Source organism: Chelonobacter oris, from assembly GCF_000772535.1.
GTDB lineage: Bacteria > Pseudomonadota > Gammaproteobacteria > Enterobacterales > Pasteurellaceae > Chelonobacter > Chelonobacter oris.
Window position 1 is genome coordinate 137,644 of the sequence record NZ_JSUM01000014.1, and the last position, 20,311, is coordinate 157,954.

The following is a 20,311-nucleotide window of genomic DNA, read 5'->3' on the forward strand; positions in this document are numbered from 1 at the left end:
AAAGTGCGGTTTTTAATATTCGGCTTCGGACTTAAAATAGCTCTTTCAAGTGCCCCAGATTGCTTTTCGCCGTATCCACCACGTCAGCAACTTCACCCGCATACAGTTTTTTCGTCATTGATGTCATAAATCCCCGCATTTGCGCCAAGCTCGGATGTGGCGGCAGGCTCAACGCATCAGAATTGGTGTAAATATTCACCAATGCCGGACCATCGTGGGCAAACGCCTGTCGCATCACCGCCTCAACTTCTGCGGTCTTGTGTACCGCAAAACCTTTGATATCCATCAGGTCGGCAATTTTGTCAAACGGCGGGTTCACCATATCCGTTTGCCAATCCACCAAGCCCGACACCTGCATCTCCAGTTTCACCATGCCCAACGCGCGATTGTTAAACAAAATAATTTTGATCGGCAGCTTATATTGCATGATCGTTGCCAAATCGCCCAGCAACATCGATAACCCTCCGTCGCCGCACAAGGCAACTACCTGCCGCCGGCTCGATACCGAAGCGCCGATTGCCATCGGCATTGCATTTGCCATCGAACCGTGGTTAAACGAACCGGTCAGATAGCGGTTTTTCTTACGTTTGATAAAACGTGCAGCCCAAACGGATGTCATGCCGGTATCGACCGTAATCACCGCATCATCGGCTGCCAATTCACTGACCAAATGCGCAACATATTCAGGCTGAATATGGTCTTCACTGCCTTTATTTTCAATATAATGTGCGAAATTGGCTTCGGATTTTCGGAAAGCCTGTTGCATACTGTCCAGAAAAGTGCGGTCGGTATGTTGATCCAGCAACGGCAGCAAGGCACGAACGGTATCACCGACATCGCCTGCTAAACCCAAATCCACTTTGGCACGGCGCCCCAAACGCGCAGGCTCAATATCGACCTGAATAATTTTGTTGTCGGTCGGCAGGAATTCGGCATACGGAAAATCACACCCCAACATCACCAAGACTTCAGCTTTGTTACAGGCATCATAACCGGATTGGTAACCCAACTGACCGTTTAAACCGGCACGATATTCATTATCATCGCTGTCAAAGAAGATTTTTCCTCTAAAGGTATAACAAATCGGCGCCTGCAACTTCGCAGCCAGCATTTTGACCTCTTCGACCGCATGTTGACAGCCGTGACCGCAATACAACGTAATATTTTTATAGTGATTCAACAGTGCGGCAGCCTGTTGCAATTGGCTGTCGCTCGGGCGATAAACCGCACTTGGAGGATAAGTGATTTCCGAAGTCGGAATTTCCACCGCTTTCGCCGAAGCGACATCCCCCGGCAACCCCACTACCGATACGCCTTTTTGCGATATTGCCGTCTGAATCGCCGATTGCATCATGTGTGGGAATTGTTGCGCCGTGTTCGCTACCGCAACAAATTTACTGCAATCCTGAAACAGATAATAAGGGTTGGTTTCTTGAAAATAATCTTGTGCGAATTTGTGAGAAGGGCAGGTACTGGCAATCGCAATCACCGGATTGCCTGAACGATTGGCGTCATATAATCCGTTAATCAAATGAACATGACCGGGGCCGGAACTGCCCATACAGCAACCGATGCCGTTCAGCTCGGCATCCATTGACGCGGCATATGCCGCAACTTCTTCATGCCGAACGTGAATCCACTCTAGTTTTCCGCTGCTGCGAATAGCCGCATTAACCGGATTCAAACTGTCGCCGGTAATCGCATAAACCCGTTTTACGCCGGCCTGTAACAACATATCCACCAACTGATCCGCCACTGTTTTGCCCATATCTTCCTCCTGTTGAAGATTATTTTTTAATCGACAACAAAAAAAATAGCAAAAAAACAACGGTATTAAAAGGATATTTTCCGCAACAATGCGGTTTATTTATGTTTGACCGCCAACATATAATTAGCCCTCACATCTTGATTCAGACGAAAACGACCGCTTAACGGATTATAGTGATAACCGACCATATCCACACACGCTAAATCCGCTTCATCGCACCAGCCCAACAGCTCCGACGGTTTGATAAATTTCTCATAATCATGTGTGCCTCGCGGTAACATTTTCAACACGTATTCCGCCCCGATTACCACCAACGCCCAAGCTTTCAATGTGCGGTTTATCGTAGAAAAAAACAGCACGCCGTTTTTGTTCAGCAGTGCCCGACAGCTTTGCACAACCGCACGGGGATCCGGAACATGTTCCAGCATTTCCATACAAGTAACAACGTCAAATTTTTCAGCTTGTCGTTGCTGTAAATCCGTTAAAAAATCTTCGATTGTGGTTTGACGATAATCAATTTGCAACCCGCTTGCAATCGCATGTTCACGCGCGATTTGAAGCGGCTGCGGCGACATATCGATTCCGATCACGCTTGCGCCTTGTCGTGCCATGCTTTCCGACAAAATACCGCCGCCACAGCCGACATCCAGCACCCGTTTGCCGAATAAACCGCCTGCTTGACGCAGAATATATGCCGAACGCAATGGATTCAAGCGGTGAATCGGCTTAAAATCCCCCTCCGGATCCCACCAGTTTGCCGCCATTCCGGCAAATTTTTCTATTTCTCGTTGATCAACATTTTGCATGATTGTATCCATTTCTCGTTATGACCGATACCGCACTTCGCCTTCATTTCAGAGCGGCGGACAAGCTTTTCATTATGCAGAATTCTTGCATAAAATTCACTATAAAATTAGGGAAAGACTGGCCTTTATGCTATAATTTTTCCACTTTTCATTAACGGTTTACGACTTGAGCAAGCCGTTTTTTGAGCTTTATATTCAGTCAATCAGGAAAACTTTGAATGAGCGAATTTGCAAGTGACATCACTCCCGTCAACATTGAAGAAGAACTAAAATCCTCCTATCTTGATTACGCCATGTCGGTTATTGTCGGGCGCGCCTTGCCCGATGTGCGTGACGGCTTGAAACCGGTGCATCGCCGAGTGCTGTTTGCGATGGGTGTCGGCGGTAACGATTACAACAAGCCGTATCGAAAATCGGCACGTATCGTCGGGGAAGTGATCGGTAAATACCACCCGCACGGCGATAGCGCCGTGTACGATACGCTGGTGCGGATGGCACAACCGTTCTCATTGCGTTATCCGTTGGTGGACGGTCAAGGTAATTTCGGTTCGGTTGACGGTGATTCACCGGCGGCAATGCGTTATACCGAAGCCAGAATGACCAAAATCGCACACTCGCTACTGGCTGATTTAGAAAAAGAAACCGTCAATTTCCAACCGAACTATGACGGCTCGGAACAAATCCCTGAAGTGTTGCCGACCCGTATCCCTGCACTGCTGGTCAACGGTTCAAGCGGCATTGCGGTCGGAATGGCAACCAATATTCCGCCGCACAATTTGGGCGAGGTGATCGACGGCTGTCTGGCTTATATCGATAACAGCAACATCACTATTGATGAATTGATGACTTATATCCCCGGTCCGGATTTCCCGACGGCAGCCATCATCAACGGCCGCAAAGGCATTGAAGAGGCTTATAAAACCGGCCGCGGCAAAATTTATGTCCGCGCCCGTGCCGAAGTGGAAACCGATGCCAAAGGCAAAGAAACCATTATTGTGCATGAAATTCCATATCAGGTTAACAAAGCCCGACTGATCGAAAAAATTGCCGATTTGGTAAAAGAGAAAAAAGTGGAGGGCATCAGCGCCCTGCGTGACGAATCGGACAAAGACGGAATGCGGATCGTCATCGAAATCAAACGTGACGCCGTCGGTGAAGTGGTACTCAACAATCTGTATGCCCTGACCCAATTACAGGTAACCTTCGGCATCAATACCGTTGCGCTGGATCACGGTCAGCCGAAACTGCTGAATTTAAAACAATTAATCGAAGCATTCGTGTTACACCGTCGCGAAGTGGTTACACGCCGCACCGTATTCGAATTGCGCAAAGCGCGCGAGCGTGCGCATATCTTAGAAGGATTGGCGATTGCATTGGCGAACATTGATCCGATTATCGAATTGATCCGTCAGGCGCCGACGCCGGCAGCCGCAAAAGAAGGCCTGTTGTCAAAACCATGGCGACTGGGACACGTTTCGCAAATGCTGGAAGCAACCGGTGTAGACGCCGCCCGTCCGGAAGATTTAGCCCCCGAATACGGTATTCGTGAAAACCTCTATTATTTGACCGAAGTCCAAGCACAGGCAATTTTGGATTTACGCCTGCAAAAACTGACCGGACTGGAACATGAAAAACTGCTGGACGAATATAAAGGTTTGTTGGATATCATCGGCGAATTACTGTTTATTCTGAACAATCCTGAACGCTTGATGGAAGTAATTCGTGAAGAATTAAACGAAATCAGACAACAATTTGACGATCCGCGCCGTACCGAGATTACCGCCAGTTCGGCGGATATCAGTCTGGAAGATTTGATTGCGCCGGAAGATGTGGTGGTAACGCTTTCCCATGAAGGCTACGTGAAATATCAGCCGCTTTCCGACTATGAAGCGCAACGCCGCGGCGGTAAAGGCAAATCCGCCACTAAAATGAAAGAAGAAGACTTTATCGAACGCTTATTAGTCGCCAACACCCACGATACCATTCTGTGTTTCTCCAGCCGCGGCCGGCTCTACTGGCTGCGGGTGTTCCAGCTGCCTCAAGCCAGCCGAGGCGCAAGAGGCCGACCGATTGTCAATATTCTGCCGTTACAGCCGGACGAACGCATCACTGCGATTCTGCCGGTCGCCGAATATGCCGAAAACAAATATATCTTTATGGCAACCGCCAGCGGTACGGTGAAAAAAACCGCCCTGACCGAATTCAGCCGTCCGCGCGCCAGTGGTTTGATTGCGATTAACCTGCGTGATAATGACGAATTGATCGGGGTTGACATCACCGAGGGCAACAATGAAATCATGCTGTTTTCATCGCAAGGCCGCGTAGTGCGCTTCAGCGAAGAGGCAGTACGTGCGATGGGACGTACCGCAACCGGTGTACGCGGGATCCGTCTGGCACTGACTAATGATTTAAATGCGGATGAAAACGACAATGATGACGCCAATGTCGCCGACGATGCGGAAACCGCACTTGATTTGAGTATTGATAAAGTAGTTTCGCTGGTGGTGCCGAAAAATGACGGTGCGATTCTGACCGCCACCCAAAACGGCTACGGCAAACGTACCTTATTGGGCGAATACCCTGCCAAATCACGCAACACTAAAGGCGTAATCTCAATTAAAGTCAGTGAACGCAACGGGAAAGTCGTGGCGGCGGTACAAGTGGCAGAAAACGATCAAATTATGTTGATCACCGATGCCGGCACATTGGTTCGCACCCGCGTGAGCGAGGTCAGCACTATCGGCCGTAATACTCAAGGCGTTCGTCTGATTCGTACTGCCGAAAACGAACATGTCGTTGGTCTGGAAAAAGTCTGTGATTTGGATGAAGAAGATGAAACCGATGAGGTCATAGCCGAAACCGAAGCATAACCACGTCTCAATAAAACGGGCGCAAGAAAGTCAATCTGCGCCCGTTTCTTTTGCTTCAAAACCGCACTTTAGCGGTTAATATCGATAATCATCACTTCCGATTGCGATCCGATTCGGAAAGGAATTCCCCAAAAGCCGTAGCCTGAAGTCACAAAGAAATGCCGTTCGTTCAAATTCAAATAACCGTGATCAAGCGGATAAATAAAGGCGGTGATCAGATTCGCCGGGAAAACCTGTCCTTTATGCGCATGACCTGAAACCTGTAAATCCAACGCCAACTCTGCATTTTGTTTGATATCATCCGGTCGGTGATCAAGTAAAATGCGTAAACGGCCGTCTTGCGGCAATCGGCTGAGTAATTGATCCAGCGGTAAACGGCTTTTGTCGAGATGATCGTTACGTCCGACCACAATAAACCGGTTATCAATCATCACCGCTTCATCAGCCAACACCTGAATACCGGCTTGTGTTAATGCTTGATAAATCTGACGTTGAGCGCCAAAAAAATCATGATTTCCCAACGTTGCATACACACCTAACGGCGCTTGCAATGCCTGCAAGTGCGGCGGCATATTTTCCGCCAGATAATAGTCCAGATTATCATCCATAATATCGCCCGGCATCAGGATAATATCCACCTGTTGTTCGCGCATAATCTCCGCCAGTTTATCCAATTGTTTGCCGCCGAACCATTTTCCCAAATGCAAATCCGCCACCATGCCAATCCGTAAACTGCCCTGTAATTTTTCACTTTGAACGGCATAATGCCGGACATACGGTGTATAGGCGTTATACAGCCCCAAACCGATAAAAAATACATATAATAACGGCGCGGCGACACGCAAAGTGCGGTTCAGTTTCGGTGCCGATATCCATTTCCTGGCGATTAACCACAACAACCATAAAGCCAGAATCAGCATAAAAGCATATGCCAGTAAAAACAGCACAAGTGCGGTTAGCCTGAACTGCGGAAAAATGCGGCTAGCGGTAATCGCCATTAATGTATTCGGTATGATCCACAGCAATAAACTCAGTGCCAGACCGCACTTTTGCCCGCCTTTTGGTTTAAAACAGGGGCTGAAATACCAGCGCAAGCCACGTTGGGTTACATAAATAAACAGTTGGGCGGTAATCATCACAACCGCAAAAATAATCAAATAACGTGGTGGCATGGCAGACTCCGAAAATTAGCGCCGAAAAATGCGTTCAAAAAAATCCCTTAGCAAGGGCTAAGGGATCACAAGTATAAACGTTTAACTATAAATTTTACACTGCCGTCTGGAAAATTACCTCATCGGCTTTTTTCACATAACTGTTAATCTGGTCAAAATTCATATAACGGTAAGTATCCTCTTTATCCGTTTGCAGTTCGGCCGAATAGTCGAGGTATTCTTCAACGGTCGGCAGTCTGCCCAATAATGCGGTAACGGCCGATAATTCCGCCGAAGCCAGATATACATTGGCACCCTGCCCTAAACGGTTAGGAAAATTTCGGGTCGAGGTAGAAACCACCGTAGCGCCGCTCGCCACACGCGCCTGATTGCCCATACATAATGAACAGCCCGGCATCTCCATTCTGGCACCGCTCTTACCGAAAATGCTGTAATAGCCTTCTTCAGTCAACAGTGCCGCATCCATTTTAGTCGGCGGTGCAATCCATAAACGGGTCGGAATCACATCTTTGAATTTATCCAACAACTTGCCTGCGGCACGAAAATGCCCGATATTGGTCATACAAGAGCCGATAAATACTTCATCAATTTTGTCACCGGCCACATCCGATAATTTGCGTGCATCATCAGGGTCGTTCGGTGCGCACAAAATCGGTTCTTTGATTTCATTCAGATTAATCTCAATCACCGCCGCATACTCAGCGTCCGCATCGGCGGCCATCAGCTGCGGATTAGCCAACCATCCCTGCATTCCTTTGATTCGACGTTCCAAAGTACGCACATCACCGTAGCCTTCGGCAATCATCCATTTCAACAAGGTGATGTTGGAATTAAGGTATTCGATAATCGGTTCTTTATCCAATTTGATGGTACAAGCCGCCGCCGAACGTTCCGCCGACGCATCGGAAAGCTCGAACGCCTGCTCGATTTTCAGTTGTTCCAAGCCTTCGATTTCCAAAATACGTCCGGAGAAAATGTTTTTCTTACCTTTTTTCTCAACAGTCAGCAATCCCTGCTGAATCGCATAATACGGAATAGCATGCACCAGATCACGCAACGTGATACCCGGCTGCATTGTGCCGCTAAAGCGTACCAGAACGGATTCAGGCATATCCAACGGCATGACGCCGGTTGCTGCGGCAAACGCCACCAGTCCCGAACCGGCCGGAAATGAAATACCGATCGGGAAACGGGTATGGGAATCGCCGCCGGTACCGACAGTATCCGGCAATAACATACGATTTAGCCAGGAGTGGATAATGCCGTCTCCCGGGCGCAGGGAAACGCCGCCACGGTTCATAATAAAATCAGGTAATGTATGGTGTGTGGTAACATCTACCGGTTTCGGATAAGCCGCCGTATGACAGAAAGATTGCATCACCAAATCCGCTGAAAATCCCAGACAAGCCAGATCTTTCAGCTCATCGCGTGTCATCGGTCCGGTTGTGTCTTGCGAACCGACTGAGGTCATTCTGGGCTCACAATATTGCCCCGGACGAATCCCTTCCACACCGCAAGCCCGTCCGACCATTTTTTGCGCTAAGGTGAATCCTTTATTGCTCTTTTCCGTAGCTTTCGGTTTGGCAAAAACATCGTTTTCTTCCAATCCCAATTCATGCCGCGCTTTATGGGTCAATCCGCGCCCGATAATCAGCGGAATCCGTCCGCCGGCACGCACTTCGTCCAACAGCACATTGGTTTTCAAACCGAATTCAGCCAATACCTGATCAGAATCATGTTTACAAATTTTGCCTTGGTACGGATAAATATCGATCACATCGCCCATATTCAAATCGGCGACATCGACTTCAATCGGCAGTGCGCCCGCATCTTCCAGCGTATTAAAGAAAATCGGCGCAATTTTACTGCCTAGCACCACACCGCCGGCACGCTTGTTCGGGACAAACGGGATATCGTCGCCCATAAACCATAACACCGAATTGGTCGCCGATTTACGTGATGAACCGGTTCCGACCACATCACCGACATATGCCAACGGAAAGCCTTTTTCTTTCAATGCATTAATCTGTTTAATCGGCCCGATTACACCGGCTTCGTCCGGTTGAATACCGTCTCTTTCATTTTTCAACATCGACAGCGCATGTAAAGGAATATCCGGTCGTGACCAAGCATCTTGCGCCGGCGACAGATCATCGGTATTGGTTTCTCCGGTCACTTTAAATACCGTCACCGTGATTTTTTCGTCTAATTTCGGGCGTGACAAATACCATTCCGCTTCCGCCCACGATTTCAGCACCTGCTGCGCATATTGATTACCTGCTTTTGCCTTTTCCACCACATCATGAAAGCTGTCAAACATCAGCAATGTAAAAGAGAGGGCTTTTGCCGCCAACGGTGCCAGCGTTTCATTGTCCAACGCTTTTAACAGCGGTTCGATATTATACCCGCCCTGCATGGTGCCGAGCAGTTCCACCGCTCTTTCGGCGGAAATCAGCGGCGAATCGACATCGCCGCTAGCCAGTGCCGACAAAAACGAGGCTTTGACATAGGCCGCTTCATCAACGCCGGCCGGTATGCGATTTTCAAATAATTCCACTAAAAAGGCTTCTTCACCGGCAATCGGTTTTTTCAATAATTCCACCAATTGTGCGGTTTGTTCTGCGTCCAGCGGCTTGGCAATCACGCCTTGTTGTTCCCGTTCCGCGACATGGGCTCGATAATTCTGTAAGAAATCGGACATCATTACACCTCGTCATCATGATTGTGAGTAAATAGAGTAAACAGTGTTTGAGTGACAACAGACATTCGTCGGATCTATTGTTATTAAATTGTTACATATTACACCCTACAGCGCACTATACCAGCACTTTATGTGAATTCTTTGGGCTAGATCAAGGATTTTTAACAAGAAAATCAGTTTTTATTCCTAAGGTATGCCGCAATCGATAGGCTGTCGATGTTATCCATTCTGTTTAGGTTGTAGAAGTGCGGTTTAAAATGACAAAAAAGCGTATTTTATCAAATACGCTTTTAAAATAATTATTGTGTTATCAGCCGCTTAGGATGAATTACATTATCCGTGATTTCCGCCATGCCCAAAAAACGGGCATCGTCGGCATATAACCGCACTTGCCCTTGTAATTGTTGCGGATTGTCGAAGCGGATACGCCGCCCAAAGCCGATTGCCGTTGTTTGCTCCGTATTCAGCCTCAATGCCGGCAGCCTGTCGACCGCCGTGTCTGTCGACAACAAATGACGATCCAGCAGCGACAAATCCTGTTGTTGCGCCAATTGCTGCAACTGTTCCAACGTTACCATTCTGTCAGCGGGATAATCGGCTACCGCACTTCGCCGCAGCACCGTTACATGGGCGCCACACCCCAGATATTCGCCTAAATCGTCAATCAGAGTACGAATATAGGTTCCTTTCGAACAATGCACATCAAGGGTTAAAAACGGGGCTTGGTAGTCGACAAATTCCAATGCGAAAATGGTAATCGGACGAGCTTCCCGTTCCACATGAATACCGGCGCGGGCATATTCATACAATGGCTTGCCTTGATGTTTCAAGGCTGAAAACAAGGTCGGCACTTGCATGAGTTTGCCGCGAAAGTGCGGTAATGCCCCCAGAATGGCGTCCTGACCGCACTTTACTTCTTTTATGGCGACAAGCTGACCTTCGGCATCGGAGGTGTCGGTACGTTCTCCCAATTTTGCCGTCACTCGATAACGCTTATCCGCATCCAGCAGAAACTGAGAAAATTTGGTCGCTTCGCCCAAACAGATCGGCAACATGCCTGTTGCCAACGGATCAAGCGCCCCGGTATGTCCGGCTTTGTTGGCTTGATACAACCGTTTGACTTTTTGCAGTAAATCATTGGAACTCAGCCCTTGCGGTTTGTCCACCAGTACCACACCGTCAATATCACGCCCGCGTTTTTTTGGTTTCGACACTTGCTTTCCTACTCTTCGCCCGACTCATCTGTTTTATGTTTCGCTTTATCTTCATTCAGCACTTGGCTGACCAGATTCGACATTCTCATGCCTTCTACCAACGAATTGTCATACTCGAAACGCAATTCCGGCACAATCCGCAAGCGCATGGCTTTGCCCAGCAAAGAGCGGATATAACCCGACGCTTTATGCAAACCGTCCATACCTTGTTTTACCGCCTGCTCATCCTGATCAAACAGGAACGTAACAAATACTTTGGCATAAACCAAATCCCGCGATAATTCAACATCAGAGACGGTGACCATGCCGATACGCGGATCTTTCACTTCGCGCTGCAAAATGACCGCGATCTCTTTTTTGATTTCTTGCGCCACTCGCTGTGAGCGGCTAAATTCTCTTGCCATATAATATTTTCCATTCTCAATAGAATAAAGGCGATCCGATGATCGCCTTTTCAAGTTTGCTGCGATTAAATGCTGCGCTTGATTTCAACGGTTTCAAACACTTCGATTTGATCACCGACACGCACGTCATTGTAGTTCCTCACGCCGATTCCGCACTCCATGCCGTTACGTACTTCGCCGACGTCGTCTTTAAAGCGGCGCAGGGATTCCAGCTCGCCTTCATATATAACCACATTATCACGCAAGACACGGATAGGATTGTTGCGTTTCACGATTCCCTCAGTCACCATACAGCCGGCAATCGCGCCCAACTTCGGTGATCTGAACACATCGCGCACTTCCGCCAAACCGATAATCTCTTGTTTGAATTCCGGTGCCAACATGCCGCTCATCGCCGCTTTCACTTCATTGATCAAGTCATAAATAACCGAATAATAGCGCAAATCAATATTTTCCGCTTCGATGACTCGGCGTGCAGAGGCATCGGCACGCACGTTAAAGCCGACCAGAATCGCATTTGATGCGGCGGCCAGTGTGGCATCGGTTTCAGAAATACCGCCGACACCGGAACCAACAATTTTCACTTTCACTTCATCGGTTGACAACTCGACCAAAGATTGACAAATCGCTTCGACAGAGCCTTGAACATCGGCTTTCACCACAATATTTACTTCGGCAACATCGCCTTCCGTCATATTGGTGAACATATTTTCCAATTTGGCTTTTTGTTGACGTGCCAATTTCACTTCACGGAACTTGCCCTGACGGTGTAACGCCACTTCACGGGCTTTTTTCTCATCACGTACCACTGTCGCTTCGTCACCCGCCGCCGGAACGCCGGAAAGTCCTAGAATCTCAACCGGAATAGACGGCCCGGCTTGATCGATTTCTTTCCCGTTTTCATCACGCATGGCTCGTACACGTCCGTATTCCAGACCGCACAGGACAATATCGCCACGATGCAAAGTACCGGATTGAATCAATACCGTCGCCACCGGACCGCGCCCTTTGTCGAGGTAAGATTCGATCACCACACCGCTTGCCATCGCATCGGTTACTGCGGTCAGTTCCAAGACTTCGGATTGAATCAAAATCGCTTCCAATAAATCGTCGATTCCCAATCCTTGTTTCGCCGAAACATGCACGAACTGCGTATCGCCGCCCCATTCTTCGGAAATCACATCATATTGCGACAATTCGTTTTTGACCCGATCCGGATCCGCTTCCGGTTTATCAATCTTGTTTACCGCGACAACCAATGGCACTTTGGCCGCCTTGGCATGTTGAATCGCCTCGATGGTTTGCGGCATCACGCCGTCATCGGCAGCCACCACCAACACCACGATATCCGTTGCTTTTGCACCACGGGCACGCATCGAAGTAAAAGCGGCGTGTCCCGGCGTATCTAAAAACGTGATCATGCCGTTTTCGGTTTCAACATGATACGCCCCGATATGCTGGGTAATCCCGCCGGCTTCGCCGGACGCCACTTTGGTTTTGCGGATATAATCCAACAATGAGGTTTTACCATGGTCAACGTGTCCCATAATGGTCACCACCGGTGCACGCGTCATTTCCACCGCATTGCTGTCTCGATCGCTCAACAACGACTCTTCCAGCTCGTTTTCACGGCGTAAAACGACTTTATGTCCCATCTCTTCGGCAACCAGTTGTGCGGTTTCCTGATCAATCACTTGGTTAATGGTCGCCATTGCGCCCATGCCCATCATCGTTTTGATCACTTCAGTGGCTTTAACCGCCATTTTGGCAGCCAATTCACCTACTGTAATGGTTTCTCCGATAACGACTTCACGGTTAACCGCCTGAGTCGGTTTGGTAAACTCCTGTTGTAATGAGCTGCCGCCACGACGCGGGGTTTTACCGCCCTTGATATTTTTCTGATTACGACGATTAGCTTCACGCTCGGTTTTATTGGTGTCGTCATCACGTCCGCCTTTTTTGGCTTTATTGATTTTTTTGTTACGACCCCGCCCTTCCTTACGACGGGTTTCTTCGTCCTCCGCTTCCTGCGCATAACGGGAAGTCAAACGGGCATCCACCACCGCCGCCGTTTCTTCTGCTTTCGGCGTTTCGTCCTTATCAGTGCTGATTTCTGCCAAACGGCGGGCTTGTTCCGCCGACTCACGGGCTTTTTCTTCCGCTTTCTGTGTCGCCAACTCTTCGGCCTTACGACGTAATTCAGCTTCTTCCGCTTTCAATTTTTCTTTTTCCGGATCCGCTTTTTTACTTTCGACCGCACTTTGCTCCGCTTTGGCAGCAGCTTCCTGTCTGGCTTTTTGCTGTGCTTCACGTTTGGCTTTTTCTTCAGCCTCGGCACGGGCTCTCGCCTCCGCCTCACGTTTCGCCTGCGCTTCGGCTTCTTGACGAGCTTGCTCTTCCGCCGCTTTTTTCTTGACCAAGTCTTCCGCCGATGTCGGGTTGATCACCCGTTTTTTGCGTACTTCAACCTGAACTTCCTTATTTTTACCGCCCGAACCGGCAATTTTCAACGTACTGCGTTCTTTGCGCTGCAAAGTGAGTTTCTTCGGCTTAACGCCTTCACCGCTCAACGACTGTAACAGTCGTCCTTCTTCTTCCACACTGATCGGATCGTTTTCCGTTTTGCTGATCCCGGCATCCGACAATTGTTTTAATAACTGTTCAAGCGGGGTGCTAATCTCATTAGCAAGCTGTTTGACTGTTTTACTCATTGATTCCCCCTAAAATTTACTCTGCATTGTTAAACCAGCAGATGTTGCGCGCCGCCATAATCAGCTGAGCCGCTTTTTCTTCACTCAATTCTTCAATATCGGACAAATCATCAACACTCTGCTCCGCCAATTCTTCCAAATCCGTAATCCCTTTCTCGGCAAATTTAAATGCCAAATGGCGATCCATACCTTCCAGCTCCAGCAATTCCTGTTGGATATTGGATTGCGAAAGTTTTTCCTGTTCAGTCAATGCAATCGTCGTTAAAGCGTTTTTCGCTCGATTGCGTAGCTCTTCGACCAAATCTTCGTCCATTCCGTCAATTTCCAGCAAATCTTCCGTCGGTACATAGGCAATCTGCTCCAACGAGCTGAAGCCTTCGTCAACCAACAATGCGGCAAAATCTTCGTCGATATCCAGATGGCGGATAAACAAATCCAAGGATTTACCGGTTTCTTTTTGGTGCTTCTCACTCAATTCATCGGTGGTCATCACGTTCAATGTCCAGCCGGTCAACTGTGTTGCCAGACGAACGTTCTGCCCGTTACGCCCTATAGCCTGTGCCAGATTGCCGGCTTCCACCGCAATATCCATCGCGTGTTTGTCTTCATCAACTACAATAGAGCTGACATCTGCCGGCGCCATGGCGTTAATCACAAATTGCGCCGGATTGTCATCCCAAAGTACGATGTCCACCCGTTCACCGCCCAATTCGTTGGTAATCGCCTGCACACGAGCCCCGCGCATACCGACACACGCCCCGACCGGATCAATACGGCGATCATTGCTTTTCACTGCAATTTTGGCACGCGATCCCGGATCGCGCGCAGCGCCTTTAATTTCAATTAGTTCTTCGCCGATTTCAGGCACTTCGATACGGAACAGCTCGATAATCATTTCCGGTTTGGCGCGGGTTACAAATAATTGCGCCCCTTTCGCTTCCGGTTTGATTTGATATAACACCCCGCGGATACGATCGCCCGGGCGGAAATTTTCACGCGGCAGCATATCTTCGCGCATAATCACCGCTTCCGCCTGATTACCCAAATCCAACTGAATCGTATCACGACTGACTTTTTTCACCACGCCGGTAACGATCTCGCCTTCTTGGCTGCGGAATTGTTCCAATACTTTATTGCGCTCCGCTTCACGGATTTTACTGCTGATCACCTGACGGGCGGTTTGCATGGTGATACGATCAAATGCAATCGATTCGATTTGATCTTCAACATATTCCCCCAACTGGATTTCAGGCTCTTCATAACGTGCCGCTTCCAGCGTAATTTCTTTAGTCGGCGCCGTCACTTCCTCTACCACCAGCCAGCGGCGGAATGTCTCGAAATCGCCGGTTTTACGGTCAATCACCACCCGCACTTCAATATCCATTTCATGTTTTTTCTTGGTAGAAATTGCCAGTGCGTTTTCCAACGCTTCAAAGATTTTCTCACGAGGTAATAATCTTTCATTCGATACGGCTTCTGCCGCCAGTAAAATTTCTTTGCTCATTTTTGCCTCTGTCTTGATCACCGCGCATCATCGCGCCATAACCACAATTAATGTTCAAATTTATAAATGATATTGCCTTTCTGAATATTGCCGAATGCAAACGCATACGGATTATCGTCGACAAGCAGCGTGATCACATCTCCTTCCACACTCTCCAGCTTACCGCTCCATTTACGCCGATCCGATACCGGCACGCGCAAATGAATCGCGACGTCCTGCCCGATAAAACGCTGATAATGTGCTAACGTAAACAGCGGTCTGTCAAGGCCCGGCGAAGAGACTTCAAGATTGTATTTATCCGCAATCAAATCCTCGACATCCATAATCGCGCTCACTTCACGGCTCACATCGGCACAGTCATCGACACTGACGCCGCCTTGTTTGTCGATATACACCCGCACGGTCAGATAGCGCCCGCTACGCTGGCATTCGATACCGACCAGTTCGCAATCCAGTGCATCTACCGAATCTTGAATCAATTCCTGTATTTTTTGTTCCAAAGTTGCCAAGACAACCCCCAATTCAATCAGTACAATAAAAAATAAGATATAAAAAAAGGGCTGACAGCCCGCTTTAAAATTGCCCGGCACAGGCCGAACAGTCAAAATAAACGCACAAAAAAACCCCGTATCGGGGCTTTATAGGCTAGAACCGGAAGCTCATCTTTTTGTTTTAAAACAGCTAAAACAAAGCACCCGTTGCATTTTGGCTTAACATTAATTTTATCAAACGATAAAATTAATTGGTTGCGGGGGCTGGATTTGAACCAACGACCTTCGGGTTATGAGCCCGACGAGCTACCAAGCTGCTCCACCCCGCGTCCGAAAATATGGGCGTATTGTAATGAGTTCAAAGGCAAATAGCAAGTTTTCAACCGAAGAAAGCGGAATTTAAAATGCTTTTCGGGCAAAAGTGCGGTTTTATCAGAACCCGATCCCGCCGGAAATCCCGAAAGAACCACCGACGCCGAGACTGCCACCGCCAACGTTGCCGTTGACACCGCTGTTGCTGCACCCAGCAACAGCCAGTGCCAGAAAAACGATCATTACCCATTTCATTCGGCTATTCCTCCAGCAAATATGCAAATAATTTTAAACTTGCCAGCAAATCTTTACCGGCAATCGGATAAAACGGTCTGAACAAGCGATAGAATATCCGCCATTCCTTGACGAGTGCAACCGCCTGCTGCCAAACCTGCTCACCGTCATGTCGGCGATAAGTTGCCACCGCACTTTCGATCATGTCTTGCGGCAAGTTGCCTTGGCGGTAGAGGTCATGAATAAAAATCAATAAATCACGAATTTTATTCCGCTGTAAACGCCTAATTTTCAACTTCGACTCAAAATCGATAAAACGAACATTTCCGTTCGCCCACCCCATATCGCGTGTTGCCGGTCTACCGTGCACCAAATTCAGGCGGTGCAATTCCGCCAGCGCACGGGCGCAATCATTGAGAATGTTGGCTTTTTTCGCCTCGCAAACCGTTGGGTTCTCCAACCATTGATTGACCGTCGTGCCGACATCTTTCAACACTAGATAGCCTTCGCCTATCGCCACCAGTTCCGCACAGGGAGCGTCGAGTTTATTCAAATGCTGTAACGCTTCCGTTTCGTGCCGCAATGCCTGTTTCGGATTGGCTTTCAACAAGCACATAAATCCGCTCAGATGCTCCGTTTGTTTGAGCCAGTATTTTTGATTGTCGAACTCAAACGAGACAACCCGCACATTGCGATTCTTATCCAATACCCGACTGATGGTTTCTGTCAGATTCATAACGCTTAAAAACCAAAAGAACGGTATTAAACCGCTCTTTTGATACTCCCGATAAAACTATTTTTGTGTCAGCGTCAAGCCGGCAACACGTTCGCCTTCCAGCTGACAATCCATATTATAATATTGATTACCGTTTAAACGGACATCCGCAGTCAATCGGCTGCTGCTGTTGGCTTTATTCGCGGAACTACGGAAAACCCGTTTGGTCGAAGCCACTTGCTGAATCTTGGCGATACACAGATAATTCAGTTTGGCATCACCGCCGGTTCTGACTGCGCCGACACCGCGATCAGCGGCATTGGTACCCAACATAGCCGATAATTTTTTGCCAAGTGCGGTCAGCTCTTGTTGTTTTTTCGCCAATTCTTGCGCAGAAAGCGTCACCGCTTTACCGTTGCCGTCCAATACGGTAACCAATTTTCCCGCCGCATCGAATTCATAACTTCCGTCCGCATCTTGCACGCCATACAATTTCCCGCCTTTATAGAAAACTTTACTGCTGCCGTCTTTGGTTTGTCGGCTGATATAATTCACACTGCCGCCGCTGAGATAAGCCTGATAAACATCATCGTTCAAGCGGTATTGAAAACGGTTTTGCGTGGCGGCCGCCTGCTCCAATTGAGCAAACGAACGGGTCAGTGCCGTGTCCGCCGCCGAAGAAGTTGAACTTGTTCCGCTTTCGCCGGTCAAACTGCTACACGCAGTCAAGGCCAATACTGTCGATAATAACGCTGCTTTTGTGATAGAGTGTTTCATATCATTCCTTACTGGGTCAAAACCAAGTGGTTAATAGGGTTTGTCGTGTAAAACGGCTTTATTCTATCTTTTTTTTCTGTGAATTTAAACCGTCGAGGAGACTTTTATGCTGGCAATGCGTTTTATCAAAACAGGGTTTGTCCTACTTGCGCTCGTGTTGTTTTCCGCCTTTCCGCGACAAGCTCAAGCGGGCAATTTTGAAATCAGCGAAGGGCAAATTAATCAATACCTCACGAAAAAACTGGGCTTTAATGATCAATTCAATCTGCCCGGCATCCTGAATATCCGTTATCAAGTGGATCAAATGCAGGCCAAAGTGGGAAAGAATAGCAGTAATAAAATCGAGCTGGACGGCATTGTCAGCGCCGGTTTCAGCTATAACGGCGCTGAATTCGACAGTCGGATCAATCTGGTGTTGGATGTCGAACCGGAATACGATGCCGAGCAAGGTGCGGTCTATCTGAAAAACCTGCGTATGCTGCGCTGGTCGTCGGAGCCGCAGCAATATGCCGATCAGCTGCAACTGATTATGCCGATGCTGAACGGCACGGTGCAATCCCTGTTAAACCGCTTTCCGGTTTATACCTTGAACAGCGCCGATCCGACACAGCATTTAATGAAAAACATGGTGAAGAAACTCACCGTCCGTGAGGGCAAAATTGTGTTGGAAACCGCACCCGATATTCTTTAAATATTCCGGCTGCCGCCGCGGCACGGAAACGGCGGCTTATTTTCGACCCCGAACCGAAGTGCGGTCTAACGGCTTAAGAACAGCGCCGCCGCACCGCGTACGCCGCCGGAATCACCGTATTTGGCTTTTTTAATCACCGGCACAACCGCACTTCGCATCAAATGTGCCGGCAATGCTTTCGGCAACGCTTGATATAAATAATCGAAATTAGACAGGCCGCCGCCGAGTACAATCATGTCCGGATCAAGTGCGGTGATGATATTGCCGATACTGATTGCCGTCAGTTCTACAAACATCTGCACAAATTTCAGCGCAGTTTGATCGCCGGCATAAAACCGTTCAATGATCACTTTTGCCGGTAACGCTTCCCCTTCCAGATCACGATACAACATCTCGAAACCACGTCCTGACAAGTAAGTATCCAAGCAGGCTCGATTGCCGCAACCGCATTCATAAATCGGCGCATTATCCCAACCAAGCAGTTTTAACGCATGATAGTTCAGTTGGATATGCCCCAATTCCCCCGCCATGCCGACATGCCCCGAATGCGCCTTTCCGTTAAAAACCAGCCCGCCGCCGAATCCCGTACCCAAAATCAACCCTAATACGAACGGATATTGCTGATTTTCTTCCGCCCACGCTTCGGAAATAGCAAAACAGTTGGCATCGTTTTCGGCGCGCACTTCACGTGCCAGTCGCTTGCTCAAATCAAAAATGATCGGGCGGTTGTCTGCGGCACGAATGTTGGTGATTTCCGCCAGACCGGTTTCACGATTCACAAAACCGGGAATGCCGATCCCCACCGTTCCCTTGCAGTCAAAGCGGCTGTCGGCACGTTCAACCAGCCCGGCAACGGCTTCAATCCACTCGTGATAATCCTCTTTCGGGGTGTTTACCCGCTCGGAATGCAATTTTTCCAATTTTTGATTAAAAACCGCCAGTTCGATTTTCGTACCGCCGATATCCAAACCGTAATAGTACATGGTAAGCTCCTTCGTTGTTTTTGCCGATTCTACCGAAAATTTTCACATTTTTCTTTGACTAACCGCACTTTCTGCAAAAAAGATAACGGGTTGCGGCATTTGCTTTGCGTTTGGTTTTATCGTCTTAATCAACAATGGTTATCGGTGCAAGATTAAAAAAAGAGATAATCAATGCCGCTGAAAGGGGTTATACTGAGCGCCGTTAAAACAGATTCCCGACAGATTAACCAATCATCTCATGCTTGAGGAAAAATTCATGTCCAAAATTCAATTAGTCGCAGAAGCCAAACTCCCCACTAAATTCGGGATTTTCCGAATGGTAGGCTTCGAATTTGCCGACAGCCGTAAAGAACACGTTGCTCTCGTGATGGGCGACATCAGCAACAGTGAAGAGCCTGTACTCGCCAGAATCCATTCCGAATGCTTGACCGGTGATGCGCTGCATAGTCTGAAATGCGATTGCGGTTTTCAACTGGAAACGGCGCTGACCCAAATCAGTCACGAAGGGCGCGGTGTTTTGATTTATCACCGTGAAGAAGGACGCGGCATCGGTTTAATCAACAAAATTCGCGCCTATGCGCTGCAAGATCAAGGCATGGATACGATTGAAGCGAACGAAGCGCTCGGCTTTGCCGCCGATGAACGTAACTTTGCCGTCTGTGCCGATATTTTCGATTTATTGGGCATTCATAAAGTGCGGTTGCTGACCAATAATCCGAATAAAATCGACACCATGCGGAATGCCGGTATCAATGTGGTGGAACGTGTGCCGCTGAATGTCGGCGAAAACCGTTACAATACCGCCTATCTGACGACCAAAGCTGAAAAAATGGGACATTTTATCGTACATGACGAACAGCATGACAACCATCAGCACGGCGTTTGCTGCTCCTGCCAGCAAGAACAACTCAAATCGAAATAATCCAAGCTGCCGACCGCACTTTAGGCTTTGACGATG

General features: G+C 48.4%; 16 protein-coding genes and 1 tRNA gene. 3 read left to right on the top strand and 14 right to left on the bottom strand.

Features of this window, described 5'->3' with window-relative positions:
- Positions 1-31: 31 nt before the first annotated feature.
- Both OA57_RS09365 and ubiG read right to left on the bottom strand, forming a co-directional pair.
- Positions 32-1,768, bottom strand: coding sequence for a thiamine pyrophosphate-dependent enzyme (locus tag OA57_RS09365; protein ID WP_034616804.1), 1,737 nt, complete (start codon positions 1,766-1,768; stop codon positions 32-34).
- A gap of 95 nt (positions 1,769-1,863) precedes the next feature.
- Positions 1,864-2,574, bottom strand: coding sequence for a bifunctional 2-polyprenyl-6-hydroxyphenol methylase/3-demethylubiquinol 3-O-methyltransferase UbiG (gene ubiG / locus OA57_RS09370; RefSeq protein WP_034616805.1), 711 nt, complete (start codon positions 2,572-2,574; stop codon positions 1,864-1,866).
- Between the two features lie 218 nt (positions 2,575-2,792).
- On the opposite strand from ubiG, the gene gyrA reads away from it, so the two are divergent.
- On the top strand, positions 2,793-5,444 hold the full coding sequence (gene gyrA / locus OA57_RS09375; protein WP_034616807.1) for a DNA topoisomerase (ATP-hydrolyzing) subunit A: 2,652 nt from the start codon (positions 2,793-2,795) through the stop codon (positions 5,442-5,444).
- A 68-nt stretch (positions 5,445-5,512) separates the two neighbouring features.
- On the opposite strand, the gene OA57_RS09380 is transcribed toward gyrA, so the two are convergent.
- From OA57_RS09380 to OA57_RS12435, 11 genes are all read right to left on the bottom strand, one after another.
- The gene (locus OA57_RS09380) at positions 5,513-6,616 is read right to left on the bottom strand and encodes a metallophosphoesterase (protein ID WP_034616809.1); all 1,104 of its coding nucleotides are present in this window, start codon (positions 6,614-6,616) and stop codon (positions 5,513-5,515) included.
- 94 nt (positions 6,617-6,710) lie between these two features.
- Complete coding sequence (acnB, locus tag OA57_RS09385; RefSeq protein ID WP_034616813.1) at positions 6,711-9,317, bottom strand: bifunctional aconitate hydratase 2/2-methylisocitrate dehydratase; 2,607 nt, start codon at positions 9,315-9,317, stop codon at positions 6,711-6,713.
- Positions 9,318-9,616: 299 nt separating this feature from the next.
- Positions 9,617-10,531 carry a tRNA pseudouridine(55) synthase TruB gene (gene truB / locus OA57_RS09390; protein WP_034616816.1) on the bottom strand — a complete coding sequence of 305 codons (915 nt, stop codon included), beginning with the start codon at positions 10,529-10,531 and terminating at the stop codon, positions 9,617-9,619.
- Positions 10,532-10,539: 8 nt separating this feature from the next.
- Positions 10,540-10,935: a 30S ribosome-binding factor RbfA gene (rbfA, locus tag OA57_RS09395; protein WP_034616819.1), complete on the bottom strand. Its 396-nt coding sequence runs from the start codon at positions 10,933-10,935 to the stop codon at positions 10,540-10,542.
- Positions 10,936-11,000: 65 nt separating this feature from the next.
- On the bottom strand, positions 11,001-13,646 hold the full coding sequence (gene infB, locus OA57_RS09400) for a translation initiation factor IF-2 (protein ID WP_084589915.1): 2,646 nt from the start codon (positions 13,644-13,646) through the stop codon (positions 11,001-11,003).
- A gap of 16 nt (positions 13,647-13,662) precedes the next feature.
- Entirely contained in the window at positions 13,663-15,150 is a 1,488-nt protein-coding gene (gene nusA / locus OA57_RS09405) for a transcription termination factor NusA (RefSeq protein WP_034616822.1), read from the bottom strand.
- A gap of 47 nt (positions 15,151-15,197) precedes the next feature.
- Positions 15,198-15,659 (bottom strand): ribosome maturation factor RimP, encoded by a 462-nt coding sequence (gene rimP, locus OA57_RS09410; RefSeq protein ID WP_034617166.1) that lies wholly within the window; start codon positions 15,657-15,659, stop codon positions 15,198-15,200.
- Between the two features lie 234 nt (positions 15,660-15,893).
- Positions 15,894-15,970 (bottom strand) — tRNA-Met (locus OA57_RS09415).
- Positions 15,971-16,073: 103 nt separating this feature from the next.
- Positions 16,074-16,208 (bottom strand): hypothetical protein, encoded by a 135-nt coding sequence (locus tag OA57_RS12905; RefSeq protein WP_268746708.1) that lies wholly within the window; start codon positions 16,206-16,208, stop codon positions 16,074-16,076.
- Positions 16,209-16,212: 4 nt separating this feature from the next.
- On the bottom strand, positions 16,213-16,923 hold the full coding sequence (locus OA57_RS09420) for a phosphotransferase (RefSeq protein ID WP_034616825.1): 711 nt from the start codon (positions 16,921-16,923) through the stop codon (positions 16,213-16,215).
- Positions 16,924-16,980: 57 nt separating this feature from the next.
- Positions 16,981-17,679, bottom strand: coding sequence for a hypothetical protein (locus tag OA57_RS12435; RefSeq protein WP_034616828.1), 699 nt, complete (start codon positions 17,677-17,679; stop codon positions 16,981-16,983).
- Between the two features lie 106 nt (positions 17,680-17,785).
- On the opposite strand from OA57_RS12435, the gene OA57_RS09430 reads away from it, so the two are divergent.
- Complete coding sequence (locus OA57_RS09430; protein ID WP_034616831.1) at positions 17,786-18,370, top strand: DUF1439 domain-containing protein; 585 nt, start codon at positions 17,786-17,788, stop codon at positions 18,368-18,370.
- A 65-nt stretch (positions 18,371-18,435) separates the two neighbouring features.
- Here OA57_RS09430 and nagK read toward each other — a convergent pair whose 3' ends face one another.
- Entirely contained in the window at positions 18,436-19,353 is a 918-nt protein-coding gene (gene nagK, locus OA57_RS09435; RefSeq protein ID WP_034616834.1) for an N-acetylglucosamine kinase, read from the bottom strand.
- A gap of 256 nt (positions 19,354-19,609) precedes the next feature.
- Between nagK and ribA the strand changes: the two genes are divergently transcribed.
- Positions 19,610-20,275: a GTP cyclohydrolase II gene (gene ribA / locus OA57_RS09440; RefSeq protein WP_034616836.1), complete on the top strand. Its 666-nt coding sequence runs from the start codon at positions 19,610-19,612 to the stop codon at positions 20,273-20,275.
- Positions 20,276-20,311 lie beyond the last annotated feature (36 nt).

Coding starts and splice junctions, on each gene's coding strand:
- OA57_RS09365 (WP_034616804.1), bottom strand. CDS start 1,768: ATGGGCAAAACAGTGGCGGATCAGTTGGTGGATATGTTGTTACAGGCC.
- ubiG (WP_034616805.1), bottom strand. CDS start 2,574: ATGCAAAATGTTGATCAACGAGAAATAGAAAAATTTGCCGGAATGGCG.
- gyrA (WP_034616807.1), top strand. CDS start 2,793: ATGAGCGAATTTGCAAGTGACATCACTCCCGTCAACATTGAAGAAGAA.
- OA57_RS09380 (WP_034616809.1), bottom strand. CDS start 6,616: ATGCCACCACGTTATTTGATTATTTTTGCGGTTGTGATGATTACCGCC.
- acnB (WP_034616813.1), bottom strand. CDS start 9,317: ATGTCCGATTTCTTACAGAATTATCGAGCCCATGTCGCGGAACGGGAA.
- rbfA (WP_034616819.1), bottom strand. CDS start 10,935: ATGGCAAGAGAATTTAGCCGCTCACAGCGAGTGGCGCAAGAAATCAAA.
- infB (WP_084589915.1), bottom strand. CDS start 13,646: ATGAGTAAAACAGTCAAACAGCTTGCTAATGAGATTAGCACCCCGCTT.
- nusA (WP_034616822.1), bottom strand. CDS start 15,150: ATGAGCAAAGAAATTTTACTGGCGGCAGAAGCCGTATCGAATGAAAGA.
- OA57_RS12905 (WP_268746708.1), bottom strand. CDS start 16,208: ATGAAATGGGTAATGATCGTTTTTCTGGCACTGGCTGTTGCTGGGTGC.
- OA57_RS09420 (WP_034616825.1), bottom strand. CDS start 16,923: ATGAATCTGACAGAAACCATCAGTCGGGTATTGGATAAGAATCGCAAT.
- OA57_RS12435 (WP_034616828.1), bottom strand. CDS start 17,679: ATGAAACACTCTATCACAAAAGCAGCGTTATTATCGACAGTATTGGCC.
- OA57_RS09430 (WP_034616831.1), top strand. CDS start 17,786: ATGCTGGCAATGCGTTTTATCAAAACAGGGTTTGTCCTACTTGCGCTC.
- nagK (WP_034616834.1), bottom strand. CDS start 19,353: ATGTACTATTACGGTTTGGATATCGGCGGTACGAAAATCGAACTGGCG.
- ribA (WP_034616836.1), top strand. CDS start 19,610: ATGTCCAAAATTCAATTAGTCGCAGAAGCCAAACTCCCCACTAAATTC.